Origin of the sequence: Acidisoma sp. PAMC 29798, assembly GCF_030252425.1 — a bacterium.
GTDB lineage: Bacteria > Pseudomonadota > Alphaproteobacteria > Acetobacterales > Acetobacteraceae > Acidisoma > Acidisoma cladoniae.
In genome coordinates, this window is sequence record NZ_CP126994.1 from 523,482 (window position 1) to 549,751 (window position 26,270).

Consider the following 26,270-nt stretch of genomic DNA (forward strand, 5'->3'; position numbering starts at 1 on the left):
CTCCTCTAGCCTTCCCGCCGGCTTAGGCCATCACTCGCCGATGGGCTTCACCACCACCGTCTTGACCTCGTCCATCGCTTCCACGAAGCGGCGATGCACCAGTTCCAGCGCCTCGGCGCTCGACTTGCGCATCAGGTCCTCGACTTCCTTGAGGTCGGCCACGCTCTTCGCATAAGCAAGCTTGATCAGCTCGGCCTGCTTGGCGGTGCGGTCCTTGGCATCGACCGAGCTGTTCAGCGTCTTCACGGCCTCGGACACATCGGAAACCTGGCGCCGCATCAGCTCGACCTGACGCTGCGCGATGGCTTGCGCGCCTTCGAAGACAAGCTTGTTGGCGGCCGCGAGGGCGGAGAGGTTGCGCTTCTGCATTTCCATCAACGCCGACATTTCCGGCAGCGCCGGCGGCTTGAAGGACGCGAAATACTTCGTGGTCATGTCGCTGGCGGTTTTCATGGCATCGCCAAACATATGGGCTGCCGCGTCCTTGGACACATCTGACATCATAACCCTCCTGAGAGTTCAACTTTTCTGAGGAAAGCGCCTCGTGCGCATTTCGCTACAGAACATGGGCATGGCCAGGCGTGGCAAAAGGTGTGGCCGGTCAGATCACCGGAGTTCAAATCGCGGGATCGATGGGCAGCTCCTCGTCGATCGGCGCGGGGCGATCGTCACCGATCCAGCGCGCGGCCTGCCCAGCACGATCGAGAGCCGTGTCGACGGCGGTCATGGTGCCAGAGAGGTCGGTGCTCTCATCCTCACGCCAGGCGCGGATGCCCCACAGCCAAACCGCCAGAAGGCCATTGACGCGAAGCTGGCCGCGCAGGCCGGCGGCTGAGACGCCGGCGGCATCCAACATCCAGCCCATGCTGCGCGATGACAGTGTCCCGAGCATCAGGCCGAGGGCTGGATCCATTGCGGCGGCATCCAGCACCGCGAGCACGCCGGCGCGATGCGCCTGCAGTACATCGAAGCGCTGCATGACCATGTCGAACAGCCGATCCTTGACTGGCCCGGTGCCGGCTGCCGCGCTGAGTGCCGCCTGATCCGCGATCGCGCCGAAGCGCGTCAGGACCATCAGGCGCGTGGGGAAACGGATCCGGGCGCGGGCGAGATCGAGCCCCGCATCGCGTGCGGCGGTTACGATGCTGACCTCTCGCCAACCGCGCTCCCCCGCTTTGGTCAGAACGGCGGTCACCAGAGCCGCGTCGAATTCGAGATCATTCATAAAGATATCTTTATGCGAGGTCATGGGATTGCAGAAACGGCGTCATGCCCGGCGATGGCCGAGCATGACGCGACGCTCAGGCCTCGCCGGCACATTCCAGCATTGCGGCCGTCAAGGCTTCTGCGGGGGTTTTGCCACCCCAAAGGACGAACTGGAACGCCGGAAAGAAGCGCTCGCATTCTGTGATGGCGATATCCACCATATCCTCGAGGCTTTCGGAGGAGGCGCCGCGCGCGCCACGCAACAAGACCGCGTGCCGGAAGACCGGCATGCCGTCATCCGCGTCCATGCCAAAATGGCCGATCCACAGGTGGGTATTGGCGAGGGCCAGTAGCTCGTAAAAATCAGCGCGGCGCTTCTCGGGCACCTTCATGTCGAAGGCGCAGGTGAAGTGCATGGCCGAGATTTCCTGCGACCAATTGAAATAGAGGCCGTAATCGGACCATTGGCCGGGGGCCTCGGCGGCCATTTCCGCATCGTTGCGGCGTTCGAAGGCCCATTCGTTGGATGATATGATCTGCTCGATCACATCGAGCGGGTTCGCGACATTGGGTTCAGCGGCAATAACGGTAGCAGACATCGAAGGTCTCCTCGGTGCTGGGAGGAAGGCCGGATAGACAGCGAACCCGTTGCCGCTGCCGGATCATGAACGCTCTGGTCGTTCATCCCGGCGTCGCGAATCGCCGCCTCCGATTGAACACTAGGGGAGTGCCGCAGACATTCGCAAGCAAACCTTCCGAGTCAGGGGGTTGCACGGATGCGTTGACGAAACTCTCGGGTGAGGAAGGTGGAAGGCGCTTCGCTTTTCCGCCCTATGAGAGGCACGTACCCGTAGGGCGGATGAGCGCAGCGTTATCCGCCTGAGCTGTCGGCCAAGCTGGTGGAATGCGCTTCGCTTTTCCACCCTACGGCGGCAGCAAGCCCTCTGGCTCACTGGGCGACGGCATCGCGATGGGCTCCGCAGGTGCCAGCTTCGCCTCCAGTGCCTCGACGCGCTTGGTCAGGGCGGCGACAGTGGCCTCCGCCGCTTCCTGCCCGGCGCGGGCATTGGCCGCCAACTCCTGCACCGCCGCGAGCTGTTCGCCCCGCGCGAGGTCGAGCTTTTGGATCACCGCCTCGACCCGGGCGGTGAACACGGCCTCGGCCTCGTCCTTAAGGCCCGAAAAGGCAGAGAAGGCGCCTTGGGCCACCCCCGCCAGATCGTCCATGAAGCGACCGCGCTCCTTCATTTCCGTCCTCCTGCCTTCCGCCTTGGCGGATGCTTGCGTATAAGCCGCCGCGATGAACCGGTCATCGCCGACCTTGGGCATGACACTAGCAGAGTTGCGCCGCACGGGGACAGATGACGGTATGATGCGTCGTCTGGACTGCCGTTCCGGCCTGGCCGCGCACGCGCGATTGAATGGGGCAAGATGACCAACCCACTGATCTTCCCGGACTTCAATCCGATTTTGATCAAAATCGGCCCCTTCGCGATCCATTGGTATGCCATCGCCTATATCGCCGGCCTGGTGCTGGGCTGGCGGCTGATGCGGCGCGTGTCCCGCTGGAGCCCGGCCGTCGGCACGCCGCAGCTCGTCGATGACTTCCTGTCCTGGGCGACGCTCGGCGTCGTGCTCGGTGGTCGAATCGGCTACGTGCTGTTCTACCAGCCGGGCAATTTCCTCCAGCATCCGATGAGCATCATCGCGGTTTGGGAGGGCGGCATGAGCTTCCATGGCGGCATGCTCGGTGTGGCCTTCGCCATCATCTGGTTCTGCCACCGCAACGGAATCAATATCCTGGCCTTCGCCGACCGCATCGCCATCGTGGCGCCGATCGGCCTCGGCTTCGGGCGCATCGCCAATTTCATCAATGGCGAGCTGTGGGGCCGGCCGTCCCCGCCGGGTTGGCCCTTCGCCATGATCTATCCGCGCGTCGATATGCAGCCGCGCTTCCCGAGCGAACTCTATCAGGCCTTCTTGGAAGGGCTCGTCTTGCTGGTGGTCATGCTGCTGCTGGCGCGATCGGCCGGCCTTCGCGCCAGGCCCGGTTTGCTGACGGGCTGCTTCCTGATCGGCTATGGCATCGCCCGGATCATCGGCGAGTGCTTCCGCCAGCCGGACGCCTTTCTCGGCTTCCTCTGGTCCGGCCTGACCATGGGCCAGATTCTGTCCTTGCCGATGATCGTAGCTGGGCTCGCCTTCGTCATCTATGCCCGCCGGACGCGGCCTCTGCCGGTGGTGACGGCTTAGTGCCTTCAGAGCCTGAGCGGCTGGACCATTTCATGGCGCGCGCCAATGCCGCCTATTACGCTGACCGCGACCCCTTCGCAGATTTCACCACAGCGCCCGAGATCAGCCAGATCTTTGGGGAGATTATCGGCGCTTGGGCGGCGGTGGTGTGGGAGATGCTGGGCCGCCCCAACCCCGTCATCCTCGCGGAAGTCGGGCCCGGTCGCGGGACCCTGATGGCCGACGCCCGCCGATTGACGGCGCGGGTCGCGGCCGAGTTTCACGCGGCCTCGGCCCTTCATTTTATTGAAACCTCGCCGAGGTTGAGGGGGGAGCAGGCGCGCCGCCTGCCCGCTGCGCAATGGCATGACGATCTCTCGACCGTCCCGGCCGGGCCGATGATCCTGATCGCCAATGAATTCCTCGATGCCCTGCCGATCCGGCAATTCCGACATGAGGGCGAGGCCTGGTCCGAGCGTTTCGTGGCCGATGGCGCCTTCGTCGAACTGCCCTGTGACGCCCCGCCTCACCTGGACGGGGAGGGGATCCTGGAGGTTAACGAGACCTCCGACCGCTTCGCCGCCGACCTCGCGGCGCGTCTGGTGGCCGAACCCGGCGTGGCGCTGATCCTCGATTACGGTTCGGCCGAAAACCCTGGCGACAGCTTGCAGGCGATCAGGTCCGCGCGTCCGGCGGACCCTTTGCAGGCGGCGGGCCAGGCCGATCTTACCGCCCTGGTCGATTTCGGCGCGGTCGGCCGCGCGGCGGCATCGGCCGGCGCTGGCGTGCAGGGGCCGATCTCGCAAGGCGTCTTCCTGCAGCGGCTGGGCATTTTTCAGCGCGCCGAGCGTCTTGGCCTTGGGCGCTCGGCCGAAGACGCCGCCGGCTTGATGGCGGGGGCGCGCCGTCTTGTGGAACCCTTGGCCATGGGCGCGCTATTCAAGGCGATGGCGATCACGCCGCCGTCCTTTCCCAGCCTGCCGGGGTTTGCCGCATGACCGTCCCTGTCCCGAGCCTCACGGATCCCGCGCTTCTGGTGCCGCATGGCTTCTTCACGCGGGAGGGTGGGGTCTCCACCGGCCCCTATGCCAGCCTCAATTGCAGCCTGTCGGGCCAGGACGATCCGGCGAGCGTGCTGGAAAATCGCGCTCGTGTCGCCCGGACGCTGGGTGCTGCGCCGGACCGGCTGGTGGGTTTGCATCAGGTCCATGGCGACGCCGTCGCGACCGTCACCACGCCTTGGCTCCCCGGCGAAGGCCCGCGCGCCGATGCCATGGTCACGGCGGTGCCGGGCATAGCCCTGGGCATCGTCACTGCCGATTGCGGGCCGATCCTGTTCGCCGATGCCGAGGCGCGGGTCGTCGGCGCCGCCCATGCCGGGTGGCGCGGCGCGGTCGGCGGTGTGCTGGAAGCGACGGTCACCGCCATGGTCGCGCTGGGTGCCCGGCCCGGTCGCATGGTCGCGGTCGTCGGCCCCTGTATCCGCCAGCTGTCCTATGAAGTGGCGTCCGACATGCGGGACGCGGTGCTGGCGGAAGACCCTGCGCATGACAGCTTCTTCGCGCCTGGTCGCCCGGACCGCTGGATGTTCGACCTCGCCGGCTATTGCGCCTGGCGCCTGACAGCGGCGGGCGTCGCCACTGTCTCCGTCACCGCTGGGGACACGGCGGCCGAGCCCGACCGCTTCTTCAGCCACCGTCGCCGGACCTTGGCCGGGGGCGGCCCGATCGGCCACCAAATTTCGGGGATCCTATGCCGATGATGAAACGCCCCTTTCGCTTCCTTCTTCTGGGGCTCGCCCTTTTGCCGGCCGCTTGCGGAGATTTCCCCGAGCCGATGATGGGGTATCCCGGCCGCATGGGGATGATTCTGGCGCATCCGCCGCCGCAGCGGATCGTGGTGCCGGTGCCGCATCGGGCATTGCTGGACGATGCGTCGGCCAGCGTCTTCGCAACCGATCTGACGAATTCTCTGGTCGCTCAAACCATTCCCGCCTTCGCGCAGAAGCCGGATCGTGGCGATTGGGTGCTGGCGGCCACGGCCAGCCTGACGGGCGACCTCGTGACGCCGACCTATTCCATCGTCGATCCGCGCGGCCATGTGCAGGGCCATATTACCGGGACGCCGCTACCCAGCAGCGCCTGGGCCAATGGCGATGCCGCGACCTTGGGCGAGGCGGCGACGGCGGTCGGCCCCCGGCTTGCGTCTCTTCTGTCCGACATCGATGCCGCCCTCAAGGAAAACGACCCTCACAGCCTCTATAACCGGCCGCCGCGGGTGGAGTTCTTCGGCATGAAAGGCGCGCCGGGCGATGGGGACCAGTCGCTCGCGAAAGAGATGCGGAAGGATTTGCCGGGCCTCGGCGTGGTTCTGGTGGATCAGCGGGACACGGCGGATTACCTCGTGCGAGGCGCCTCCAGGCTCTCGACGGTCGATGCCAATACCCAGCACATCGACATCATGTGGACGGTGCAGACGGCGGACGGCAAGGAAGTCGGCAAGGTCACGCAGCCGCATGATTTTCCCAAAGGGTCGCTCGACACCTATTGGGGGGATGTCGCGGTCGTCGCCGTCAGCGCGGCGGCGCCGGGCGTGAAGGAAGTGATCGACAACAATATCGGCAAGCGCGCTGCCCCGCACCCGAGCCCGGCCGCCAAAACGTCATGAATTCATGCATTGACTGCGGGTCGGTCTTTGCGTGGACAGGCGGCGGTCCGGTTGGTAGAAGCCGCGCGCGTGAAGCGACACCCGCGCTTCTTCCGGAACCCGCCGCATGAAGATAGTCGCCTGCAACAGCAACCGCGCGCTCGCGGAAGCAGTGGCCGCCGCGCTCAGCCTGCCGCTGATGAAAGCGTCGGTTCGGCGCTTTGCGGATATGGAGGTCTTCGTCGAGATTCACGAAAATGTCCGTGGCGAGGACGTCTTCGTCGTGCAGTCCACCTCCTATCCCGCCAACGACAACCTGATGGAGCTGCTGATCACGCTCGATGCCCTCCGCCGTAGCTCAGCGCGGCGCGTGACGGCGGTGATCCCCTATTTCGGCTATGCCCGGCAGGACCGGAAATCCGGCCCCCGCACGCCGATCAGCGCCAAGCTGGTGGCCAATCTCATCACCGAAGCCGGGGCCAACCGTGTCCTGACCATGGATCTGCATGCGGCGCAGATTCAGGGGTTCTTCGATATTCCTGTGGATAACCTCTATGCCGCGCCGCTGTTCACGCGCGACGTGCGGGAACGCTATGCCGGCCGCGACTTGATGATCGTCTCCCCCGATGTCGGCGGCGTGCTGCGCGCCCGTGCGCTTGCCAAGCGCCTCGATGTCGATCTGGCCATCATCGACAAGCGCCGCGAGCGGGCCGGCGTCTCCGAGGTCATGAACATCATCGGCGATGTCGCCGGGCGGGACTGCATTCTGGTCGATGATATCGTCGATTCAGGCGGCACGCTGTGCAATGCCGCCGCCGCCCTCATCCAGGGGGGCGCCCGCTCCGCCAGTGTCTATACGACGCATGGCGTGCTGTCCGGCGGTGCCGTGGCGCGCATCGCGTCCTCTCCGATTGAGATGATGACGATCACCGATTCCATTCTGGCGACCGAGGCGGTCAGGCTCGCGAGCAACGTGCGCCAGGTCACCATTGCACCGCTGTTGGCGGAGGCGATGCGCCGCATCTCCGACGAGAGTTCGGTCAGCTCGCTCTTCGATTAAGGGTTTACGGATGAATCTGCTGACGCCCACCGGTTTCTGGTTCATTCGCCATGGCGAAACGGATTGGAATGCGCAGAACCTGTCCCAGGGCGATATCGACATTCCGCTGAACGCCGTGGGCCGCGCGCAGGCCAAGTCGGCCGCCGCCCTGATGGAAGGCCATAAGCTTTCGACCATCGTCTCCTCCACGCTGTCCCGCGCGCTCGACACCGCGCAGGCGGTGTCCGAGGTGACCGGCGTGCCGGTGCAGACCGATGATCGCCTGCGCGAGGTAAAGTTCGGGGAGCAGGAAGGCCTGCCCATGGGCGATTGGTACGATGACTGGATCGCTGGCACCTATACGCCCAAGGGCGCCGAGGTCTTCGCCGATCTGCGCACGCGGGCGGCGGAGGCCGTCAACCGCGCCATCGCCAAGCCCGCGCCGGTGCTGATCGTGGCCCATGGCGCCCTGTTCCGCGCCATCCGCTCGGCGATGGGGTTGGAGCCGAATGTGCGGACGCCGAATGCGGTGCCGATCTATTGCCAGCCGCCCGCAGCCCCTGGCGACGTGTGGACGCTGCTGCCGGTCGATTCGGCCGGCCCCGCGAAGGTTTAAGGCACGCACGGCATAAGAAAGGGCTGCGCGCGCGACAGGCTTGACCCTTTCGCGCGCACAGCTTGATGGATATTACGCCCCGCGAAGAGGGGGCCGCTGGGCAAAGAACTTCGATATCTCGATCACGCGTCGTGTCGTGCGGGGATATCTCGAGAAGATCAAAGTCAGCCAGCCCGTGAATCCGGGAACCAAACGCTCCTGCGCTTCGAAGGCGTCACAATTCAACGACGCATTCAGACGCTGGCAGCCGCAGGCAAGCATGTTGAGCGCGGACCGGCAGGCCTGCAGGTCCTCAGACAGGTAAGCCCCGACCCTGTCGCAGGTGAGTTCCCGCCGCCGCGAATAAGCACGGCCCAGAAAGGGCACGAAGTGGCCCGGCAGACGCATCAGATTTTTATAGGGATTGAGGTGGCCTGCGGCGTGATGGCCCAGCTCATGACCAATGACGAACCTGATTTGCGCATCGGTTTCAACCTCGATCAGCGCTGACGTGAGGAACACGAACCGCTTGCCAAACAGCCGCCGGGCAAACGCGTTGAGGAGACCATTGGAGTTGTAGACGAATGTGACGGGCACAGGCGTAAGGCCAAGGCGTGCTGCGCCATCAACCACGGCCTCGTGCAAATGCGGGAACTGCGTCGGCCCGATTAGAACATAGTGTCCATAAATATAGGCTCTAAAAAACAGCGCCGAAAGAAACGCAAAGAGAGCGAAGGCCACGACGTAAAGGCAATAAAGGAAGAAGATTCTTGGATTGCTATAAAATACATTCACCATGACTGCGACCAGGGCGACCCACAAGATGACGCCAAAAATGGAAAGCAGCGTCCCGTAGAAGTTTTCACGCGGGTACCGCAGGTTTTGCGGGAGTTTCTTCGCCATTTATTTGCCCTATCACACACTTAATCTTGGCGATGACGCTGCACCAAATCTGCCGGCATTGCTATGGGGCATCATTTGACAATCTGTCCAAAAGCGCATGTTGCGCCTGCGCACTCATAATTTGCGCGGCTTGTGCAATATTTTTACTATGCAACGAATTGGCCGTTGATGCCCAAATCGGGAAGAATTTTGTTGCATCAACGAATGTAAATATAAGGCAGCCTTCAAGGCCTCTGGCGAAACGGCCCCGGCGACGTGATGATCGCGGGCCTCTATTTTTTGACGTAATGACTGAGGTCGGCCGTGTGCACGGCCGCTGCGTCCATGATCGTGCGATAGTTGTAGGCCGCGCAGTCCCCATGAGTCGCCACGCTGAACTTGGTCTTCGACCGCTCCAGAACGCCTTTGGAGGGTCCGTCCGATCCGATGCCGGCGCGGTGAACCATCCACTCGATGTCGGGGGCTTCCGTCGCCAAGTAGGCCATCACGGCTTCATTGTCTTCGTGCTGGCCGGCATAGCCGCGCGCGAGCGTGTGCCGGATCGTCCAAAGGATGGGCGAAAGATGCCCTTGATACGGTTGGCTCAAGCCTCCGGCCTGATACAGGAAGCGCTTCACGCCGTGCCGCCGCATCGATGGGACCAGCTTCTTCACGAAGGCCGTGTTGATCTTGGCGTCTTTCTGAAGCTTCACGTCCCCCAGCATAGAAACGATGAAATCGACCCCCGCGACCAATGCGTCGGTGTCGATCATGTCGGTGATCGAACCGTGCCACACCTCAAGGTTACTGGCGCCTTGGGGAAGCTTCTCTGGTGTCCTGACCAACGCCTTAACCCTGTGACCGTCTGCGAGAGCCTGAGAGACGAAGTGCTTTCCCGTCCCGCCTGTCGCGCCGAGCACGAGGAACGTCAATTGATGGACCATCCGGTTGTCTGGCTTTCCTGTCGAGGCGACGCCCGCGCGCTTACCCGGCCAGACGGATCCGGTAAAGCCCGACATCAATGGCGCTGGCCCGGAAGCCTGCCTCGCAATAAGCAAGATAGTAGTCCCACTTGCGGCCGAACATCTCGTCCAAACCGGCCAGGCGCAGCTTCGGCCACGCGGCATGGAAGCGGTGACGCCACTCGGCAAGCGTGCGGGCATAGCTGAGGCCGAAGGGCTCGAACCCCTCCAAAACCAGTCCAGCCTGGGCGATCTGCTCTCGCATGATCGTGATCGTGGGCAGCATGCCGCCGGGAAAGATATAGAGCTGGATGAAATCCGGCGTGCTCAGATAAGCGTCGAATTTCTCCTCCGCGATGGAAATGACCTGCAGAATGGCTGTTCCGCCGGGCTTCAGACACTCCCGCAACCGCCGGAAATAGAGCGGCCAATAGTCGCGCCCCACGGCCTCCAGCATTTCGATCGAGACGATGCGGTCATACTGCCCCTCGACATCCCGATAGTCCTGCAAGCGCAGATCCGCGCGCCCGTTCGCGACGGCGGCTGAGAGCCGCGCTTCAGCATAAGAAAGCTGTGCGGGCGACAGGGTCAGGCCGGTTACGGCGCAGCCCTGCTGGATCAGCCGCTCCGCCAGGCCGCCCCAGCCGCAGCCGATCTCCAGCACGCTTTCACCCCCGCTGAGGTCGAGTTGTGCGATGATGCGGTCCTGCTTGGCGGTCTGCGCCACCTCCAGACTTTGTCCCTCGGACGCATAGATCGCCGAGGAATAGGACATCCCGACATCCAGCCAATCGGCATAGAAGTCGTTGCCGAGGTCGTAGTGGGAGACGATGTTGTGCCGGCTGCCCCGCTTGGTATTGGCATTGCGACCGTGCCGGAGGCGATGCAGCACCCGCATGAGGGGGGAGCCGGTGATGGCGTCCCCGAAGGCCGTCTGGTTGCGGGCGGCGAGTTCGATCAGCGCCGGCAGGTCCGGGCTGGTCCAGTCTCCATCCATGAAGGATTCCGCGAAGCCGACATCGCCGCCCACCAGGATCTGCCAAAGCGGCTTCCAGTTGCGCAAGATGAGCGTGGCCTCGGGGCCGGGCGCGAGGCCGGTGCCCTCCACCTCATGGCCGGAGGGCAACCTGACGATGAGATGGCCGAGCGCCATACTGCGCAGCAGCTTCGTCAGCAGCATCCGCCCCAAGAGGGAGGCGGGTGCGAAGATCGGCGGGGCGGCGGCGATTACACTGGACATGATCACCCTGTGACGATCGTGAGGGGGGTGGCGGGTGGTGCGGGCCGGCTATGGAAGCCGACCTTCTTGCGCCAGAGCTTCAGGGCTTCCCAGTGGATGCCGGTCACGACTTTCACTCCCAGCATCGGCGCGCTCCAGAAGGCGCGGAGCAAGGCGCCGTCAGTCAACTCCACGCGGCGGCCGGTCAGGCTCGCCGTGATCAAGGGGCCATCGGTCCCGATCCCGTCGATGACCACGCCGACGCGCGCGCCGGGCGGCAGGACGCGAAAGCGATACTCCATCTCCATCGGCATGAAGGGGGACACGTAGAACACCTTCCGGCAGGACTGGCGGATCGGCGTGCCGTCATCTGTCGCGGCGATGAGGTAGCTGTGGCGCTGGCCGAAGGTGTTGCGCACCTCGTACAGCGTCGCAACCAGGGCACCGTCCGCCCGATGGCAGAAGAAGACGCTCAAGGGGTTGAAGGCGTGGCCGAAGACTCTGGGCATGGCGAGCAGGCGGATGGGCCCATCGCTCGCGATGCCAGCGGAGGCGCATTGCGCCACCACCCAGTCCCGCAAGCCGGTTCCGGTGCCGCCGCCATGATCGGCCTGGCGAAAGCTGAACACGTTGAAGCGATCGACTGAGAACAGCCGCAGGCGGCGGGACAAGGCAGGCAGCTCGTCGAGGTCGAGAAGGAGGGAGAAGATACGCGTGCGCAGGCGATGGCGCACCGGCCGAAACCGCTGATGGATGACCACGCCGGGGTAGAGCGCCGACAGGCTCATCATGCGGCCGCGAAGGCCGGCGCAGGCAGATGGATGCGGCCGGATTCGTCCGCGACGCGCCAGGGCCGACGGACGTCGCCGAGGGCCTCGGCCACCGCCAGGCCGGATTGCAGACCGTCCTCATGAAAGCCCGCGCCGAACCAGGCGCCGCAGAACCAGGTCCGCCGCTGGCCCTGGATCGACCACAGGCTGCGCTGCGCGGCCACCGCGGCATGATCGAACAAGGGGTGGCTATACTGTTCGGTATGCAGCAGCGTGCCGGGTCGTGGCGCGCGCGGCGGGTTCAGTGTCACGAAATATTGGGTCTCGCCAGGAAGCGATTGCAGCCGGTTCATCCAATAAGTGAGGAAGGGCGGGGCGGCAGCGTCCTCGATGAAATTCCAGCTCGACCAGGCGCGGCGGCGGCGCGGCATGAGGCTCTCATCCGTATGGAGCACGGCGAGGTTCCGTGTGCTGCCGAAGGCGCCGAGCAATCGCATCTCCTCGGCATCCGCGTCATCCAGCATGGCGAGGGCCTGGGGCGCATGGGTCGCGATCACCACGTGATCGTGGCGGCGGACATCACCCAGGGCATCGGCCACCAATACCGATCCCGCATCGCGCCGAACCGCGCTGATCCGCCTGCCGAGATGGACCGGGCCGGACACCGGCGCCATGAGCCGATCAATATAGCGCCGGGAGCCACCCGTCACGACGCGCCAGATGGGCCGGTCGGTGATCTGGAGCAGGCCGTGATTGGTGCAGAACGTGATGAAGGCGGCTGCCGGGTAATCGCGGATCGACACCGTGGGCGTCGACCAGATCGCGGAGGCCATGGGCAGCAGGTGGTCTTGCTGGAAGGCGGCACCATATCGATTCCGGTCGAGATAGGTGCCGAGACTGAGACCCTCCGCCTCCATCATCGCGATATCGCGCGGGGCTTGGCGATAGAAGCGCAGCAGGTCGCGCATCATGGCCCAGAAGCGCGGGCGGACGAGGTTGCGCCTTTGCGCGAAGAGGCCGCCCAGATCGGTGCCGGCGTATTCGAAGCGGCCGGCATCCCGCGACACGGCAAATGACATTTCGGAGGCTTGAGTCTCGACCCCCAGATGGGCAAAGAGCGCTGTCAGATTGGGATAGGTCTTTTCATTAAAGACAATGAAGCCCGTATCGATCCCGAGCATGCCCTCGCTCGTGAGGGTGCCGATCGTATTGGTATGGCCGCCCAGGCGCTCCTCGGCCTCATAGATCGTCACGCGATGCCGCTGGCTCAGCAGCCAGGCACAGGAGAGGCCTGCGATCCCTGAACCGATCACCGCGACGTCGAGTTGGGGTGAGACCACGTCCATCGAGACCCTCGGGAAGTATGCTTGAGCGTTACGGCGTTTCGCCGGTCTCGGATGCAAACGCCAGCGATGCGCCTTTGTACCTCGTCATTTCGTAGGGGCGTGCCATTTTTGAAGAATGGGCCATGAGAAATTAAACGTTCGTCGTCGCTTGCTCCCGCTCACCGGCCTCGGTGCCATCGGTGTACTGGCCTCGGCCTGCTCGCCGCTCGGGGTTCTCAATGGGCTGGCGCCAGATCGGCTGACCGCCCGCGATCTTCCATACGGGAATGGTCCGCGTCGGACCCTCGATGTCTATGTGCCGGCCAATGGCCCGAAGGCCGCGCCCGTCGTCGTGTTTTTCTATGGCGGCAGTTGGAACAGCGGCTCCAAGGCCGACTATCGCTTCGTCGGTGGCGCCCTCGCTGCCAGCGGCTTTGTGACGATCATTCCAGATTATCGGGTCTATCCCGAGGTGCGGTTTCCCGACTTTCTCGACGATTGCGCGGCGGCCTTTGCCTGGGCCGGTGCCAATGCCGGCCGTTTCGGAGGTGGCACGCGCTTAGTGTTGATGGGTCATTCGGCGGGCGCCTATAATGCCGCCATGCTCGCGCTCGATCCCACCTATCTCGCGCGTGCCGCGGCGCCCCGCCCCGCCGCCATGCTGGGTCTTGCCGGTCCCTATGATTTTCTACCTTTGGTAGACCCCGAATTGAAGATCATCTTCGGCCAGCCGCCAACGCCGCCGGACACCCAGCCGATCAACCATGTCGATGGCCGCAACCCGCCGATGCTGCTTCTGGCCGGGGATGCGGACACAACGGTGCTGCCCCGCAACACCACGCGCCTGGCCGCTCGCGTCGCGGCCAGTGGCGGCCAGGTCGAGAGCCGGATCTATCCGGGAATCGATCACAAGGAGATTGTGGGTGCCATCGGCGTGCCCTTCCGCTTCCTTGCGCCGACCTTGATGGACAGTGCCCGCTTCATCGCGGCCCATGCATCCGTCCCATCACGGGCGGCGTAACCTCAGCATGACCCTCCTGTTGCTCGCGGTTCTGGTTCTCTGCTCCCTTCTCATGGTCATTGCCTGGCGCGTTCAGCAAAGCAGCGGCAATAGCAGCTGGGTGGATGTCTGCTGGACCTTTGGCACAGGCGCCGCCGGCATCGGACTGACGCTGTGGCCGCTGCATGCTGGCGCGCTCACGACCCGTCAGATCGTGGTCAGCCTGGTCGCGGCCATCTGGGCTTTGCGGTTGGGGAGCCATATCGTCCGCCGGGCTTTGAAGGGCCACGACGATCCGCGCTACGCGAAGCTGAAGGAAAGCTGGGGTCAGAGCTACGGCTGGAAGATGTTCGTCTTCCTGCAAATGCAGGCAGCCAGCGTCTTCATCCTGGCATGCTTTATCATGCTGGCTGGCCGCAACCCGATCCCGGGTCTGACCGCCCTGGATATCGTGGCGATTGTTATCGCCATCCTGTCCATTTGCGGTGAGGCCTTGTCGGACGAGCAGGTTCGGCAATTCGCGAAGGTGCCGGCGAATAAAGGCAAGATCTGCGAAGTCGGGCTCTGGGGCTGGTCCCGCCATCCCAACTACTTCTTCGAATGGCTGATCTGGGTGTCTTACGCCGTCTTTGCTTTGGGCTGGACCTGGGGCTGGCTCGCCTGGCTCGGTCCCATCGTCATGTATGTCGTGCTGGTCTACGGCTCCGGCATTCCGCCGACCGAGGAGCATATGCTGCGCTCCCGCGGTGACGCCTTTCGCGATTATCAACGGCGGGTCAGCAAGTTTTTCCCCCTGCCGCCCAAGGGACGCGCGTCATGACCTCGCTCGCGGCATTGGCCGCCTCGGCCGCAGAGCGGTGGTCGCTGCCAGACCGGCTGTCGCGCGCCGGCATCACGATGATGGTGGAACAGACGCGGCGCAAGCTTTCGGCCGCAGGTGACGCGGAGCCTGATGCGGAGTTCGCGACTGCCATGGCGGCGTTCCCGATCGCGCAAAATACGGCCGAGGCCAATGCGCAGCATTATGAAGTGCCGGCGGCCTTCTTCGAACTCGTGTTGGGCCCAAGGCGCAAATATTCGAGCTGTCTGTATGAGACGGGTGACGAGACTTTGGCTGAGGCCGAATTCCTGGCGCTTGAAGCGACGGTTGAGCACGCAGTCCTGGCGGATGGTCAGGACATTTTGGAACTCGGCTGCGGCTGGGGCTCGTTGAGCCTGTTCATGGCATCGCGCTTCCCGGGTGCGCGGATCACCGCCGTTTCCAACTCATCCTCTCAGCGCGCCCATATCGAACAGGTCGCCGCCGAAAAGGGATTGGGAAATCTGCGCGTGATTACGGCGGATATGAACGATTTCACGACCGCCAGTCGGTTCGACCGCATCGTCTCGGTGGAGATGTTCGAACATATGGCCAATTGGCGCCCTCTGTTACAGAACATGCGGCGCTGGCTGCGTCCGGCCGGCATGGCCATGATCCATATCTTCACGCATCGCCGTGCCCCCTATCGGTTCGATGCCGGCGATGAGGGCGACTGGATCGCGCGTCACTTCTTCACCGGTGGAATCATGCCGAGCCACGGCTTGATGCGGCAATTCCCGGACGTTTTCCGCATTGCTGAGGAGTGGCGCTGGAGCGGCACGCATTACCAGAAGACGGCCGAGGCGTGGTTGGCCAATTTCGATGCCAATCGCCCTGCGATCCGCGAGATCCTGACGCCGGTCTATGGCGCGGAAACCGCGATCTGGGAGCGTCGTTGGCGGTTGTTCTTTCTGGCGACCGCCGGTCTGTTCGGTCATGCAAAGGGCACCGAGTGGGGCGTCAGTCATTATCGCATGTTGCCGGTCGGGTAGCGTCGCGCATAACAAACGTGCGTCGTAGGGCGGATAAGCGACGCGTCATCCGCCAAACCCAGGCTCGGAACTCATCCTTTGAGTTATAGGCGATGCCACGTAAGATTACCTTGAAAACCATGGTCTATTGAACTATAGTTCTCTTGGGACGGGTGTTTGTTGCGAGTTTTCCTGACGAAAGGGGTGGTCAAGTTCACCCGGCAAGAACGCATCAGCGCCGGTAGTCTGCGCGAGGCGGTCGATCGGGCTAACCGGGGCCTGGTTGATGCGGATCTTGGTGGTAGCCTCATTAAGCAGCGCGTTGCTCGGCCGGGTCAGGGGCGATCGGGCGGCTTCCGCATGATCGTCGCCATTCGCACAGCCACGCGGGCGGTCATTCTCTATGGTTTCGCCAAGAGTGATCGCGAGAATATTGAGCATGATGATTTAGGGGCGTTGCAGACAATCGGTCTGAATTGGCTTGCAGCGGATGAGAGATCGATTTCACAGGCGATCAATGATGGCACGCTAAAGGAGATCGACTATGACGACGAAAAGTCCTAGCCGTTTACAGAACGAGATTATGGAAATGGCGCATGACCAGCTCCGTCTCGGTCTCATGAAAGAAGATACCTACCGCAAAATCACCGTGCGGCACATAGGATCAGACGTTCTGCCTACGGATGCGCCTATTACGGGTGGCGACATCCGTGCAATCCGTGAAAAAGCCCAGATGAGCCAGGGCGCTCTCGCCCGTTACCTTCACATGAGCACTGGTTACATCTCCAAGCTTGAACGTGGAGAAACCACGGCAACCGGCCCAGCGTTGATACTGCTGAACGTCATTCGCCGGAAGGGGCTTGAAGTGCTGATGTAGGAAGGGACTGCTAGATCACATACCGGCTGACAAGGGCGTAGGCGCCGATCAGCGCCACGCTGATGACGATCGCCACAATGATCGGCCAGGGGCGGGGGCCGGTGCCCGCTTTCGATGTGACGTCTCTCATAATTCCAGGCTACCCATGATCGGTGGCGGCGCTCACGCTGCGCGACAACTATGCTGATACTAGGGCACATAATCCGGACCATAGAGTCGGCGCGATCACGAACGCGTGGGCACCACTTTTGGGAATCGCGCCATCGCCTCAAGATCGTCGAGCTTCATGTGGTTGCGCATATACATCTGACTCGCGTCGCGCAGGGGCTGAAAATCCCACGACGTTTGATGGCCCTGCGACAGCGCTCCGTTCACGAAAATCCGCCGCTTCTGGCTTGCCAGAACATCGGCATGCAGCCGATCGAGATCCCAGCGCCCTGCCGCCTCTGCCCGCAGTGCGAGCAGCCGCGGGTCGTGCGGCGCCCGCGCGGCGATATTGTCCAGCTCATCGGGATCAACCGAAAGATCATAGAGCTGGTCAGGGTCCGTCGGGCAGTGGATGTACTTCAAGCGCGCGCGGCGGATCATGATCATCGGCGCCACCACACCCTCGGCGCAGTATTCGCCAAAGACGACGCCGTCATCATCCTCGCCGTTGCAATAGGGCAAAAGGCTCCGCCCATCATGAGCGGTCGCATACGCGGCCTCGGCGCCATTCCGCGCCATTGCGCCGAGTGTCGGCAGGATGTCCACGAGCGAGACGGGCGCCGACACCCGGTGCGCCGCGAAACGGCCCGGCGCATGGACGATCAAGGGGATGCGCGATGCGCCCTCATGAAAGCTCATCTTGAACCACAAGCCACGCTCACCGAGCATTTCGCCGTGATCGGCGATGACGATCACGATGGTGTCATCAACCAGTTTCGTCTCGGTCAGCGCGCCGACCAGAGCGCCGACGTGATCGTCAAAATAGGAAATGGCGGCGTAGTAGGCGTGGCGCGCGGCCCGCACCTGATCGTCGGTAATCTCCTGCAGGTCCTGGCCGCAAACATGGCGGAGGCGCGCGGCATGGGGATCATGGGCGGAAACGGATGCTGGCACGCGCGGCATGTCGATCTCCGCATCCGCGTAGCGTGACCAATAGGGATCGGCCATGGTGAAGGGGTCGTGCGGATGCGTCATCGACACGATCATGCAGAAGGGCCGATCGTCGCTGTCGCGCGCGATGTCGTACAGCTTCTGCCGGGCGGCGAAGCCGACCTCCTCATCGAAATCCATCTGATTGGTGCGCACGCAAAGACCCGCCTGCGTCACGCTATCCATGGAATGGAACCAATCTAGACGCTCCTTCGGGCGCGTCCAATCCGGCGTCCAGCCGAAATCGGCGGGATAGATGTCCGTCGTCAGCCGTTCCTCGAAGCCGTGCAACTGGTCGGGGCCGCAGAAGTGCATCTTGCCAGCGAGAATGGTGCGGTAACCGTCCGCGCGCAGGTAATGCGCGAAGGTCGGTGATTGGGACGGGAACTCCACCGCATTGTCATAGGCACCGGTGGCGGAGGGCAGGCGCCCCGACATCAACACGGCGCGGGACGGTGCGCAGAGCGGGCTGTTGCAATAGGCGGCATCGAAGACCACGCCCTCCCGCGCCAGGCGATCGAGATGCGGTGTCTTGGCAACCGGATTGCCGTAGGCGGGCAATGCCCCGGCCGTAAGCTGGTCGGCCATGAGGATGAGGATGTTCGGCCTGGATGCCACAGGAGGTTCCGTGAGTTTGAGGGACACGCCCATCGGACGCTTCGTCAGGCGGAAACGCGCAGCCTATTCCGCCATCCGCTTTGGTCAATCGCGTCATCAAAACGGTTGCAAAAGCCGATCGATGTAATCCAGCTCCGGCTGCGGGCGTGACCGGTCACCGGCGCGGGCGCGGAGATCTTGCAAGATCGCGCGCAGCCGTGCCTGGCTGGAGCCATCGGGCACGGCGATGTCCGAGCCGAGGCTGCTTCCGTGGCCGGTGGGAAGCGGTCTGCCGAAGGGGTCGGTGCCGCTGTCACCCGGCAGCAATCCGTCTCCGGACGAGTCACCGGGCGCCTCGCCGCTCTGGCCATCGCCAATCATCATGGCGCCTTGGCCTGACTGCCGCGACAGCTTTTGCCCAAGCTGGTTCGCGGCTTGCTGCATGGCGGTCAGCGCCTGCTGCTGGGCCGCCGTCGCCGCGCCGTCCTGGCCTTGATTGAGCTGGCGCGTCGCTTCCCCCATCGACTGGCCTGCACCATCGACGGAAGTGCCGAGACGCGAGGACAGGCCATGCAGGGCGCGGCGAAGTGCATCCTGGGCCACGCCGTCCCGCCGTTGGCCACTAGGGTCTGGAGTCTCAGAAGTCAGGCGGCGCGCGGAATGATCCATCAACGCGGACTGCTGCTTCATCATGCCCTGAAGCGCCGCCAGGTCCTTCATCGCCTGCTGGCGTGCCGCCTGCTGCGCGGGGTCAGGCTTGACGACGCGGGCCTGCTCCAGCGCCTGCAGCTCTTTCTCGAGGGCCGCGAGATGATCGCGCATGCCCTGGGCGTCGCCGGCGCGGGCGGCTGCTTCCATCGCCTGCATCTCCCGCGCGAGATCCGACAGGTCGAGCCGAGGCCCATTGGATGGCGCGCCGATGGCGCCGTTCTGCCGTTGCACCATCTGCATCAGGGTCGACAGGTGTTGCAGCACAGCCGCTTGCACGGCCTTCATCAATTGGGACAGTTGGCCCGCATCGGGTGATTTGGATTGTAGGGCCTGCTGCAAGGCATCCTGCGCCGCGCGCAGGGATTGGGCGGTATCGGCGGCGTCACCCTGCTCCAAATGCAAGGCGACCTGCCACAGCCGGTCGATCGCCTCGGCGACCGCCCCCGGTTGGAAATCGTCCACCAGCAACCAGCCGGTGGCCGCCAGCGGCAGCACGACAGACGCCGGCTTGCCGGCCTGGCTGACCTCGGCGGCGGTCTCCAGGACGGCATGAGCCGCCGCATCCCGCCCTTCAGACTCCTGAATGTTCGGCGCCATGACGAGGAATTTGCGAATGGCGATGACCCGACGCGCGAAGGGATCGGTAAAGGCCCGCTCCGGCAGGGTCATGACCAGCGGTGTCGTCGCGCCCTGCTGACCGAGCGCGTCCCGCGCGGTCAGTCTCAGCGTGACCGGCAGGCCCGCCCAGGGGTTTGCCGAGAGGTCGGAGACCTGAACGCCGGCGATGGTGGGTGTCGCGCTGTCCGGCAGGCTGAGTGTCTGAATCAGCGGCGGCGCATCGGGATGGGCCTGGAGGCGCGCCTCCATCATGGCGGAGGCGACGCCATAATCGTCCGTCGCCCGCCAGGGCAGGCGGAGGCTCGCGCTGGTGCCGTCGGGTCCCGGTGGTGCCGTGAAGGCGATGGTCGGCGGCGCGTCTGGGGCCACGGATATCTGCCAATGGGCGAGCCTCTGCCCGCCGCCGCGCAGCGTCAGCAGCCCGCTCTGCGTCAATGTGCTGTCGTGTTGGAAGCTGCTCGCGTCCAGAACCTGGAAGGCCTGGGCGTCCAGATGCGGTGGGCGTTGCACGCCCGACACCGTGACAGTCAGTCGCGACCCTGCCGGCACGCTGATTGTTCCCTGCGAGGCCGGCAGCAGCACTGGCGGCCGGCCGGTATAGGCCGGCGGCGTGATCCATGCCGTGACGGTCGGCGGCACGGAAGAGCCCCAGAACAGGCCGGTGTCGAGGGTGAAGGCACGGTCGAGCCGGCTGCGCGCGGCAGGTCCCGCGACGAAAACGGCAATGGCCAGCGCCACCAGCACCGTACCGCGCAGGGCGAAGCGGTCCCGCCCGCCAAGGCCCTGCGGCCATCCCAGGCGCAGTGTCCGCAGCGCCGCGACGCTCCGCGCGCGGTGAATGTCCCACAAGGCACGGGCGAAGGCATCGGTCTGCGCCGGCGTATCTTCCAGCGCGGCGATGGGGTCATGCGTCAGGCCCGAGGCGCGCTGGAGTCGCTGGCGGACCGCCGCGTCGTCTGGCCAGTGGAGCCGCCAAAGGCCGACCGCGAGCCAGATTGCGGCCATGACCAGATCGGTCACGAGCAGGGCGGTGTTGATCCGCGCCCCGAGACGCTGCGGCAGATCGAGCAAAGCCGCACAGAGATAGACACCGACAACGGCCAATGGCGCCCAGATCACGGGCCATAGCGCTTCGGTGATCAGCAGCAGCTTGGTCGCGCGCCGCCAGCGGGCGATGCGCCGCGTCAGGCGATCCTTCGGGCGGCGGTCAGCGCGTCCCAAAACGGGCCGGCACGATCTCCCGCGACCAGAGATCGGACATCTCCTGCCGGGGGCGGATCACGTCCCACTGCGACCCGTCCACCAAAGCGACGGTGGCCAGGGGGCGGGCATTATAGGTGGAACTCATCACCGCACCGTAAGCCCCGGCGTCGAGGATCGCCACCACGGCGTCAGCCTCCAGCGCCGCGATCACGCGGTCTTTGGCGAAGGTATCGCCGCTTTCGCAGACGGGTCCGACGATGTCGGCCGGTGTCGCGGGCGCGGCCATTCTGTCGGCAGCGACGGGCAGGATGCCGTGCCAGGCGTCATACATGGCCGGCCGCACGAGGTCGTTCATTGCAGCGTCCAGCACCACGAAGCGGCGCTCCGCCGTCTGTTTCACCAGCACGACGGCGCTGAGCAGAACCCCGGCGGGTCCGACCAGCCAGCGCCCAGGCTCGACCATCAGGTCGAGGTCGAGGCCGCCGAGCGTCTCCGCCAGCGCCTGGGCAATCTCCGCCAGCGGCGCCGGTTGCTCGCCCTCATAGGGAATGCCGATACCCCCGCCGCAATCGACGCGCGTCACTGTATGGCCGGCGGCCCGCAGGTCTCGCACCAACTCCGCGATGCGGGCATAGGCCGCACGAAACGGCGCGGCCGACAGGATCTGGCTGCCGATATGGGTTGCGAGCCCGACCGGATGCAGGCCGGGCAGGGAGCCAGCAAAGCCGTAGGCGGCAGCGGCCTCAGTCCAGGCGATGCCGAACTTATTGTCGGCCTTGCCGGTGGTGATCTTGGCATGGGTCGCTGCATCGACATCCGGGTTCACGCGCAGCGTGACGTCGATGGTCCGGCCCGCCGTGGCGGAGATGGCGGATAGCATCGCCAGTTCCTCGACGCTTTCGACGTTGATCTGGGCGATGCCTTCGGCGACGGCGAGACGAAGATCGGCCGCCGACTTTCCAACGCCCGAGAAGACGATGGCGCTAGGCGGAATGCCGGCCTTGAGGGCGCGCTGCAATTCGCCGGCGCTGACGACATCGGCGCCCACGCCCGCCTCGGCCATGACGGTGAGGACGGCAAGATGGTCGTTCGCCTTAACGGCGTAATGGATATGCGTGGCGCCGAGGCCGGCCTGATCGAAGGCATCCCGCAGCGCCGCCAACCGGGTGCGGATGGTGCCAGCGCCATAGACCCAGCAGGGCGTGCCGAGATCTTTGGCGATCACGGCGAGGGGCACGCCTTCCAGGCAAAGGCCGTCAACGGGGTCCATGCGCAGATTCGGATGCGCCGCGATCAGGCTGGCGGCATCCGGCTCCTGGGCCAGGGAGACTTCAAAATCGGCCATCTCAGTAAGACGGATAGGTGTGCGGATAGGTGATGTCGCTCGCCGGTCCGGGCGGGGACGGCGCGCCGACCTTGCCGCAGGCGGCAAGCGCCAGCAGCGCGGCCAGGGCGAGAAGGCGGATCACGCCACCAACTCCCTGTCCAGTGCGGTCAGCCATCGCGCGGCCTCCCGCGCGACATTCGCGGGCGCCGTGCCGCCATGGCTGGTGCGGGAGGAGACGGAGGCCGCGACGGTCAGCACGCCATAGACATCGGCGGTGATGCCGGGCTCGATCGATTGCATGGCCCCGAGGTCGAGCTGCGCGAGATCCACATCCCGCGCCTCGGCCAAAGCGACCAGCTTGCCGGTGACATGATGGGCCTGGCGGAAGGGCAGCTTCAGCGTGCGCACCAGCCAATCCGCAAGGTCGGTCGCGGTGGCGAAGCCCTGACCCGCCGCCACTTCCATGCGCGCCAGTTCCGGCATCAGGTCGCGCACCATGCCGGCAGTGGCGGCGAGCGCCAGGGCGAGCGCGTCTGCCGCTTCGAAAACCGGCTCCTTATCTTCCTGCATGTCCTTGCCGTAGGAGAGTGGCAGCCCCTTCATGACCGTGAGCAAGGCCACCAGCGAACCCGCGATACGCCCGGTCTTGGCGCGGACCAATTCGGCGGCATCCGGATTGCGCTTCTGCGGCATGATGGAACTGCCGGTGGTGAAGGCGTCCGACAGGCGGATGAAGCGGAAGGGTGCGCTGCACCAGATGACGATCTCCTCCGCGAAGCGCGACAGATGCACGGCGCAGATCGCGGCGGCACCCAGGAATTCCAGCGCGAAATCGCGGTCTGAGACGGAATCGATCGAATTGGCGGTCGGGCCATCGAAGCCGAGGGCGGCGGCGGTCTGGTGCCGGTCGATCGGGAAGGAGGTTCCGGCGAGGGCGGCGCCGCCCAGCGGGCATTCATTCAGCCGGCGGCGGCAATCGGCCAGCCGGCTGCGGTCGCGCGCCAGCATTTCGACGTAAGCGAGCAGATGATGACCGAAGGTCACCGGCTGCGCGGTTTGCAGATGGGTGAAGCCCGGCATGGGGTGGGACGCATGCTCCGCCGCGCGCTGCGCCAGCGCGAGCATCAGATCCGCCATCTGGCCAGAGAGGCCGTCGATCGCGTCCCGCACCCACAGCTTGAAGTCAGTCGCGACCTGGTCGTTGCGGCTACGCGCCGTGTGGAGGCGGCGGCCGGCATCGCCGATACGCTCGGTCAGCCGCGCCTCGATGTTCATGTGGATGTCTTCCAGCGCGACATCGAAGGGGAAGACCCCGGCCTCGATCTCCGCGCCGATGGCGGCCAGCCCCTCGATGATCGCGGCTTCGTCATCGGTGGAAAGCACACCAATTCCGGCCAGCATGGCTGCATGCGCGAGGGAGCCGCGAATATCCTGACGCCAAATCCTTTTATCGAAGCCGATGGAGGCGTTAATGTCGCTCATGATCTGGGCGGGGCCCGCCGCAAAGCGGCCCCCCCAGCTTGCATTCGCGCCGGCGGAGCGGGTCTCGGCCGGCCGGGGCGTCTGAGCCGTAAGCGGCTGACTGCTGTCGTTCAAGGAGCGTATCCCAATGAGCTTGAAGGTTTCGCGCCGCCGCGCGCTGGTCGCAGGCGCCACGGTAGCGGCCGGTGTCATCGGCGGCAACTCGTGGCCGAGCGCGGCCCATGCGCAGGACCTCGGCAACGCCCAGTCTATGGTGGCGATCGACCCTGGCGTGACGCTGCCAGCGTTCAGGTTCTTCACCGCGAATAACACGGTACGAACGCTCGCGGACTATCGGGGGCGCGGCGTCGTGCTTAACCTTTGGGCAACCTGGTGCGGCCCTTGCGTGGCCGAACTGCCGACCATGGACCGGCTGGCCGCGACCCTCGCGCCGGACGGTATCGTGGTGCTGCCCGTCTCCTCCGATATCGGGGGGGCCGGCGCGGTGCGCGCCTTCTACGATAGCCACGACATCGAACATCTGCCGATCCTGCTCGATCCCGGCGGGGCCATCACCCAAGCCTGGCAGGTGCCCGGCATTCCGGTGACGGTGATTTTCGACCGTGAAGGCCATCCCCGCGCCCGCCTCGTCGGTGGCGCGGATTGGGGCACAGCCGAGGTCGCGGACCATGTGCGGTCGCTGTGCGGTCCGAACACCAAGAAGAGCCTCGACAACGCCCTGTCCAAAGCGGCGTCCGTCAAAATTTAGGGCCGCAATGCCGTAGGGCGGAAAAGCGGAGCGTATTCCGCCACTAAAACCCGAAGCGTTCGGCCGGGTCGCGCGCGGTGGCCTCGGCCGAGCGCATGGCGTTCATGATGGCGGACAGAACCAGCGCCACGATCAGATTGACGATCAGCGCATAAAGCGCCGCGTATCCCGGCGCGATGAAGGCGCCCGGCAGATGCAGCGCGAAGGTCGCGCTCTTGAAGTGTGTCGAGGCCGCCATGGCGGTGCCGACGGCCATGCCGCAGGCCCACCCGAGCAGCAGCGCGCCGGGACGCAACCGCCAGCGCAGCAGGCCGAGCATCACCGCCGGCAGAGTCTGGATGATCCAGATGCCGCCGAGAAGCTGGAATTGGATCGCGGCCGTCGTTGGCAGCACCAGGATGAAGACCAGGGCGCCCAGCTTCACGACCAGCGAAACCAACTTCGCCATGCGCGATTCCTGCACGTCGGTGGCGCCGGGCTTGAGGAAGACCTTGTAGATGTCACGCGTGAAGATATTGGCGGTCGCGATCGACATGATCGAGGCCGGCACCAAGGCGCCGATGGCGATGGCAGCGAAAGCCACGCCCGCGAACCAGGGTGGGAAGGCCGCCAGGATCAGCGCGGGCACGGCGAAGTTCGGGCCGTAGCGGTGGAAGCCGGCGGCATATTCGGGCGCATGGCCGACGCCGTAGCCGATCGCCATGAAGCCGAGCAGCGCGAGCAGGCCGAGGATGAAGGAGTAGGCTGGCAGCAGCGCGGCATTGCGCCGGATCACTCGGCCGCTGCTGGCGGCGAGAATGCCCGTCATGGAATGGGGATACAGGAACAGCGCCAAGGCCGAGCCGAGGGCAAGGGTCGCATAGGCGCCGTAGCTGCCGAGGGTATTGGGCCCCGGCACCGGCAAGGTGAGCTTGGCGGCGGGGACGGCCGCGAAGATCTTGCCCCAGCCACCGAGATGCATCGGGATGATGACGGCGGCGGCAATCACCGTCGCGTAGATCAGCAGATCCTTTACCACGGCGATGATCGCGGGCGCACGTAGCCCACTGGTATAGGTGAAGGCCGCCAGCACCACGAAGGCCACGAACAATGGCAGATCGGCCCAGAGGCCGGAGCCTTGCAGGCCGAGTGCCGCGATCACCACCTGCATGCCGACGAGTTGCAGGGCGATATAGGGCATGGTCGCGAGAATGCCGGTGACGGCGACAGCGAGGGACAGGGCCCGGCTGTCAAACCGGCCGCGCACGAATTCCGGTGCCGTCAGGTAGCCGTGGCGCGCACAGATGCGCCACAGGCGCGGGAACACGCTGTAGAGGATCGGATAGATCAGGATCGTATAGGGCACGGCGAAGAAGCCAATCGCCCCGACACTGTAGATCAGCGCAGGGACCGCGACGAAGGTATAGGCGGTATAGAGATCGCCGCCGAGCAGGAACCAGGAGATCAGCGTTCCAAAGCGCCGGCCGCCGAGGCCCCATTCATGCAGGGTATCGAGATCGCCCCGGCGCCAGCGCGCACCCATGAAGCCGAGCACGGTCACTATGACGAACAGCACGAGGAAGACCGCCAGCGCCACAGGCTGCAGGGCCAGATCGGTCATTGCCCGCTCTCCTCGTAGCCGGCGTCTTCCATGAGAAAGACGAAGCCGGTGATGAGGGCGGTGAGGAGCACCCACAGCATCTGGTACCAATAGAAGAACGGCCAGCCCCAGAGCGTCGGGCCGACATGGTCATAGAAAGGCAGCCAGACCACGGCCACGATCGGCAGGAGCAGCAGAAGGCGCCAGTATGTGGCACCCGAGCGCGGTGTTTTGGGCAAGAATTTCCTCCAGACCACGCCTCTTCAGGGCGCGAGGTTTCCTACC

At 64.8% G+C, this 26,270-nt stretch carries 28 protein-coding genes; 12 read left to right on the forward strand and 16 right to left on the reverse strand.

Translation table 11 applies throughout. From position 1 onward, the window contains the following. Nucleotides 1-30: 30 nt before the first annotated feature. The 4 genes from QP803_RS02575 to QP803_RS02590 all read right to left on the reverse strand — a co-directional run bounded on the left by QP803_RS02575 (nt 31) and on the right by QP803_RS02590 (nt 2,454). A complete protein-coding gene (locus QP803_RS02575; RefSeq protein ID WP_284946115.1) occupies nt 31-501 on the reverse strand; it encodes a phasin family protein in 471 nt (156 codons plus the stop codon). Between the two features lie 115 nt (nt 502-616). Beyond that, on the reverse strand, nt 617-1,225 hold the full coding sequence (locus QP803_RS02580; RefSeq protein ID WP_284946116.1) for a TetR family transcriptional regulator: 609 nt from the start codon (nt 1,223-1,225) through the stop codon (nt 617-619). A gap of 76 nt (nt 1,226-1,301) precedes the next feature. Further along, nucleotides 1,302-1,805 carry a type III secretion system chaperone family protein gene (locus QP803_RS02585; protein WP_284946117.1) on the reverse strand — a complete coding sequence of 168 codons (504 nt, stop codon included), beginning with the start codon at nt 1,803-1,805 and terminating at the stop codon, nt 1,302-1,304. Between the two features lie 325 nt (nt 1,806-2,130). Then, a complete protein-coding gene (locus tag QP803_RS02590) occupies nt 2,131-2,454 on the reverse strand; it encodes an accessory factor UbiK family protein (RefSeq protein ID WP_284946118.1) in 324 nt (107 codons plus the stop codon). A gap of 183 nt (nt 2,455-2,637) precedes the next feature. Here QP803_RS02590 and lgt point away from each other — a divergent pair, with 183 nt between their 5' ends. The 6 genes from lgt (at nt 2,638) to QP803_RS02620 (ending at nt 7,739) form a co-directional block, all read left to right on the forward strand. Then, nucleotides 2,638-3,459, forward strand: a complete 822-nt coding sequence (lgt, locus tag QP803_RS02595) for a prolipoprotein diacylglyceryl transferase (RefSeq protein ID WP_284946119.1) — start codon at nt 2,638-2,640, stop codon at nt 3,457-3,459. 32 nt (nt 3,460-3,491) lie between these two features. Then, complete coding sequence (locus tag QP803_RS02600) at nt 3,492-4,436, forward strand: SAM-dependent methyltransferase (protein ID WP_284947806.1); 945 nt, start codon at nt 3,492-3,494, stop codon at nt 4,434-4,436. Further along, the gene (gene pgeF, locus QP803_RS02605; protein ID WP_284946120.1) at nt 4,433-5,200 is read left to right on the forward strand and encodes a peptidoglycan editing factor PgeF; all 768 of its coding nucleotides are present in this window, start codon (nt 4,433-4,435) and stop codon (nt 5,198-5,200) included. Before QP803_RS02600 ends, pgeF begins: the two co-directional genes overlap by 4 nt. Continuing rightward, a complete protein-coding gene (locus QP803_RS02610) occupies nt 5,197-6,105 on the forward strand; it encodes a hypothetical protein (RefSeq protein ID WP_284946121.1) in 909 nt (302 codons plus the stop codon). The genes pgeF and QP803_RS02610 overlap by 4 nt, the downstream gene beginning before the upstream one ends. Nucleotides 6,106-6,211: 106 nt before the next feature. Beyond that, complete coding sequence (locus QP803_RS02615) at nt 6,212-7,144, forward strand: ribose-phosphate pyrophosphokinase (RefSeq protein ID WP_284946122.1); 933 nt, start codon at nt 6,212-6,214, stop codon at nt 7,142-7,144. Between the two features lie 10 nt (nt 7,145-7,154). Beyond that, the gene (locus tag QP803_RS02620; protein ID WP_284946123.1) at nt 7,155-7,739 is read left to right on the forward strand and encodes a histidine phosphatase family protein; all 585 of its coding nucleotides are present in this window, start codon (nt 7,155-7,157) and stop codon (nt 7,737-7,739) included. Nucleotides 7,740-7,811: 72 nt separating this feature from the next. On the opposite strand, the gene QP803_RS02625 is transcribed toward QP803_RS02620, so the two are convergent. From QP803_RS02625 to QP803_RS02645, 5 genes are all read right to left on the reverse strand, one after another. After that, nucleotides 7,812-8,621, reverse strand: coding sequence for a M48 family metallopeptidase (locus tag QP803_RS02625; RefSeq protein ID WP_284946124.1), 810 nt, complete (start codon nt 8,619-8,621; stop codon nt 7,812-7,814). Nucleotides 8,622-8,893: 272 nt separating this feature from the next. Beyond that, on the reverse strand, nt 8,894-9,619 hold the full coding sequence (locus QP803_RS02630) for an NAD(P)-dependent oxidoreductase (protein WP_350356056.1): 726 nt from the start codon (nt 9,617-9,619) through the stop codon (nt 8,894-8,896). After that, nucleotides 9,585-10,802, reverse strand: a complete 1,218-nt coding sequence (locus tag QP803_RS02635; RefSeq protein WP_284946126.1) for an SAM-dependent methyltransferase — start codon at nt 10,800-10,802, stop codon at nt 9,585-9,587. Before QP803_RS02635 ends, QP803_RS02630 begins: the two co-directional genes overlap by 35 nt. 2 nt (nt 10,803-10,804) lie before the next feature. After that, nucleotides 10,805-11,572, reverse strand: a complete 768-nt coding sequence (locus tag QP803_RS02640; RefSeq protein ID WP_350356057.1) for a DUF1365 domain-containing protein — start codon at nt 11,570-11,572, stop codon at nt 10,805-10,807. Beyond that, nucleotides 11,569-12,897, reverse strand: a complete 1,329-nt coding sequence (locus tag QP803_RS02645) for an NAD(P)/FAD-dependent oxidoreductase (protein WP_284946127.1) — start codon at nt 12,895-12,897, stop codon at nt 11,569-11,571. The genes QP803_RS02640 and QP803_RS02645 overlap by 4 nt, the downstream gene beginning before the upstream one ends. A gap of 148 nt (nt 12,898-13,045) precedes the next feature. Here QP803_RS02645 and QP803_RS02650 point away from each other — a divergent pair, with 148 nt between their 5' ends. From QP803_RS02650 to QP803_RS02670, 5 genes are all read left to right on the forward strand, one after another. Further along, on the forward strand, nt 13,046-13,897 hold the full coding sequence (locus QP803_RS02650; RefSeq protein ID WP_284946128.1) for an alpha/beta hydrolase: 852 nt from the start codon (nt 13,046-13,048) through the stop codon (nt 13,895-13,897). A 7-nt stretch (nt 13,898-13,904) separates the two neighbouring features. Next, complete coding sequence (locus QP803_RS02655; protein WP_284946129.1) at nt 13,905-14,696, forward strand: DUF1295 domain-containing protein; 792 nt, start codon at nt 13,905-13,907, stop codon at nt 14,694-14,696. After that, entirely contained in the window at nt 14,693-15,727 is a 1,035-nt protein-coding gene (locus QP803_RS02660; protein WP_284946130.1) for an SAM-dependent methyltransferase, read from the forward strand. Before QP803_RS02655 ends, QP803_RS02660 begins: the two co-directional genes overlap by 4 nt. Nucleotides 15,728-15,886: 159 nt before the next feature. Next, entirely contained in the window at nt 15,887-16,270 is a 384-nt protein-coding gene (locus QP803_RS02665; RefSeq protein ID WP_284946131.1) for a type II toxin-antitoxin system RelE/ParE family toxin, read from the forward strand. Next, nucleotides 16,251-16,583, forward strand: coding sequence for a helix-turn-helix domain-containing protein (locus QP803_RS02670; protein ID WP_284946132.1), 333 nt, complete (start codon nt 16,251-16,253; stop codon nt 16,581-16,583). The genes QP803_RS02665 and QP803_RS02670 overlap by 20 nt, the downstream gene beginning before the upstream one ends. Nucleotides 16,584-16,808: 225 nt before the next feature. On the opposite strand, the gene betC is transcribed toward QP803_RS02670, so the two are convergent. The 5 genes from betC to argH all read right to left on the reverse strand — a co-directional run bounded on the left by betC (nt 16,809) and on the right by argH (nt 23,772). Next, nucleotides 16,809-18,338, reverse strand: coding sequence for a choline-sulfatase (betC, locus tag QP803_RS02675; protein WP_284946133.1), 1,530 nt, complete (start codon nt 18,336-18,338; stop codon nt 16,809-16,811). 96 nt (nt 18,339-18,434) lie between these two features. Further along, nucleotides 18,435-20,867 (reverse strand): DUF4175 domain-containing protein, encoded by a 2,433-nt coding sequence (locus tag QP803_RS02680; RefSeq protein ID WP_284946134.1) that lies wholly within the window; start codon nt 20,865-20,867, stop codon nt 18,435-18,437. Beyond that, entirely contained in the window at nt 20,854-22,194 is a 1,341-nt protein-coding gene (gene lysA, locus QP803_RS02685; RefSeq protein WP_284946135.1) for a diaminopimelate decarboxylase, read from the reverse strand. The genes QP803_RS02680 and lysA overlap by 14 nt, the downstream gene beginning before the upstream one ends. Before the next feature lies 1 nt (nt 22,195). Continuing rightward, nucleotides 22,196-22,318: a hypothetical protein gene (locus QP803_RS02690; RefSeq protein WP_284946136.1), complete on the reverse strand. Its 123-nt coding sequence runs from the start codon at nt 22,316-22,318 to the stop codon at nt 22,196-22,198. Further along, the gene (gene argH / locus QP803_RS02695; protein WP_284946137.1) at nt 22,315-23,772 is read right to left on the reverse strand and encodes an argininosuccinate lyase; all 1,458 of its coding nucleotides are present in this window, start codon (nt 23,770-23,772) and stop codon (nt 22,315-22,317) included. Before argH ends, QP803_RS02690 begins: the two co-directional genes overlap by 4 nt. Nucleotides 23,773-23,785: 13 nt before the next feature. Between argH and QP803_RS02700 the strand changes: the two genes are divergently transcribed. After that, on the forward strand, nt 23,786-24,406 hold the full coding sequence (locus QP803_RS02700) for a TlpA disulfide reductase family protein (protein WP_284946138.1): 621 nt from the start codon (nt 23,786-23,788) through the stop codon (nt 24,404-24,406). Nucleotides 24,407-24,449: 43 nt separating this feature from the next. Here the strand turns inward: QP803_RS02700 and mctP are convergent, their stop codons facing one another. Beyond that, a complete protein-coding gene (gene mctP / locus QP803_RS02705) occupies nt 24,450-26,006 on the reverse strand; it encodes a monocarboxylate uptake permease MctP (protein ID WP_284946139.1) in 1,557 nt (518 codons plus the stop codon). After that, nucleotides 26,003-26,224, reverse strand: coding sequence for a DUF3311 domain-containing protein (locus QP803_RS02710; RefSeq protein ID WP_284946140.1), 222 nt, complete (start codon nt 26,222-26,224; stop codon nt 26,003-26,005). The genes mctP and QP803_RS02710 overlap by 4 nt, the downstream gene beginning before the upstream one ends. Nucleotides 26,225-26,270: the final 46 nt, after the last annotated feature.

Bases quoted from the DNA above. Each gene is read 5' to 3' on its own strand.
- QP803_RS02615 (WP_284946122.1), top strand. From the start codon at position 6,212: ATGAAGATAGTCGCCTGCAACAGCAACCGCGCGCTCGCGGAAGCAGTG.
- pgeF (WP_284946120.1), top strand. From the start codon at position 4,433: ATGACCGTCCCTGTCCCGAGCCTCACGGATCCCGCGCTTCTGGTGCCG.
- QP803_RS02670 (WP_284946132.1), top strand. From the start codon at position 16,251: ATGACGACGAAAAGTCCTAGCCGTTTACAGAACGAGATTATGGAAATG.
- QP803_RS02590 (WP_284946118.1), bottom strand. From the start codon at position 2,454: ATGAAGGAGCGCGGTCGCTTCATGGACGATCTGGCGGGGGTGGCCCAA.
- QP803_RS02610 (WP_284946121.1), top strand. From the start codon at position 5,197: ATGATGAAACGCCCCTTTCGCTTCCTTCTTCTGGGGCTCGCCCTTTTG.
- QP803_RS02620 (WP_284946123.1), top strand. From the start codon at position 7,155: ATGAATCTGCTGACGCCCACCGGTTTCTGGTTCATTCGCCATGGCGAA.
- QP803_RS02645 (WP_284946127.1), bottom strand. From the start codon at position 12,897: ATGGACGTGGTCTCACCCCAACTCGACGTCGCGGTGATCGGTTCAGGG.
- QP803_RS02655 (WP_284946129.1), top strand. From the start codon at position 13,905: ATGACCCTCCTGTTGCTCGCGGTTCTGGTTCTCTGCTCCCTTCTCATG.
- lysA (WP_284946135.1), bottom strand. From the start codon at position 22,194: ATGGCCGATTTTGAAGTCTCCCTGGCCCAGGAGCCGGATGCCGCCAGC.
- QP803_RS02630 (WP_350356056.1), bottom strand. From the start codon at position 9,619: ATGTCGGGCTTTACCGGATCCGTCTGGCCGGGTAAGCGCGCGGGCGTC.
- QP803_RS02640 (WP_350356057.1), bottom strand. From the start codon at position 11,572: ATGATGAGCCTGTCGGCGCTCTACCCCGGCGTGGTCATCCATCAGCGG.
- mctP (WP_284946139.1), bottom strand. From the start codon at position 26,006: ATGACCGATCTGGCCCTGCAGCCTGTGGCGCTGGCGGTCTTCCTCGTG.
- QP803_RS02635 (WP_284946126.1), bottom strand. From the start codon at position 10,802: ATGTCCAGTGTAATCGCCGCCGCCCCGCCGATCTTCGCACCCGCCTCC.
- lgt (WP_284946119.1), top strand. From the start codon at position 2,638: ATGACCAACCCACTGATCTTCCCGGACTTCAATCCGATTTTGATCAAA.
- QP803_RS02585 (WP_284946117.1), bottom strand. From the start codon at position 1,805: ATGTCTGCTACCGTTATTGCCGCTGAACCCAATGTCGCGAACCCGCTC.
- QP803_RS02600 (WP_284947806.1), top strand. From the start codon at position 3,492: ATGGCGCGCGCCAATGCCGCCTATTACGCTGACCGCGACCCCTTCGCA.
- QP803_RS02700 (WP_284946138.1), top strand. From the start codon at position 23,786: ATGAGCTTGAAGGTTTCGCGCCGCCGCGCGCTGGTCGCAGGCGCCACG.
- QP803_RS02660 (WP_284946130.1), top strand. From the start codon at position 14,693: ATGACCTCGCTCGCGGCATTGGCCGCCTCGGCCGCAGAGCGGTGGTCG.
- QP803_RS02580 (WP_284946116.1), bottom strand. From the start codon at position 1,225: ATGAATGATCTCGAATTCGACGCGGCTCTGGTGACCGCCGTTCTGACC.
- QP803_RS02625 (WP_284946124.1), bottom strand. From the start codon at position 8,621: ATGGCGAAGAAACTCCCGCAAAACCTGCGGTACCCGCGTGAAAACTTC.
- QP803_RS02575 (WP_284946115.1), bottom strand. From the start codon at position 501: ATGTCAGATGTGTCCAAGGACGCGGCAGCCCATATGTTTGGCGATGCC.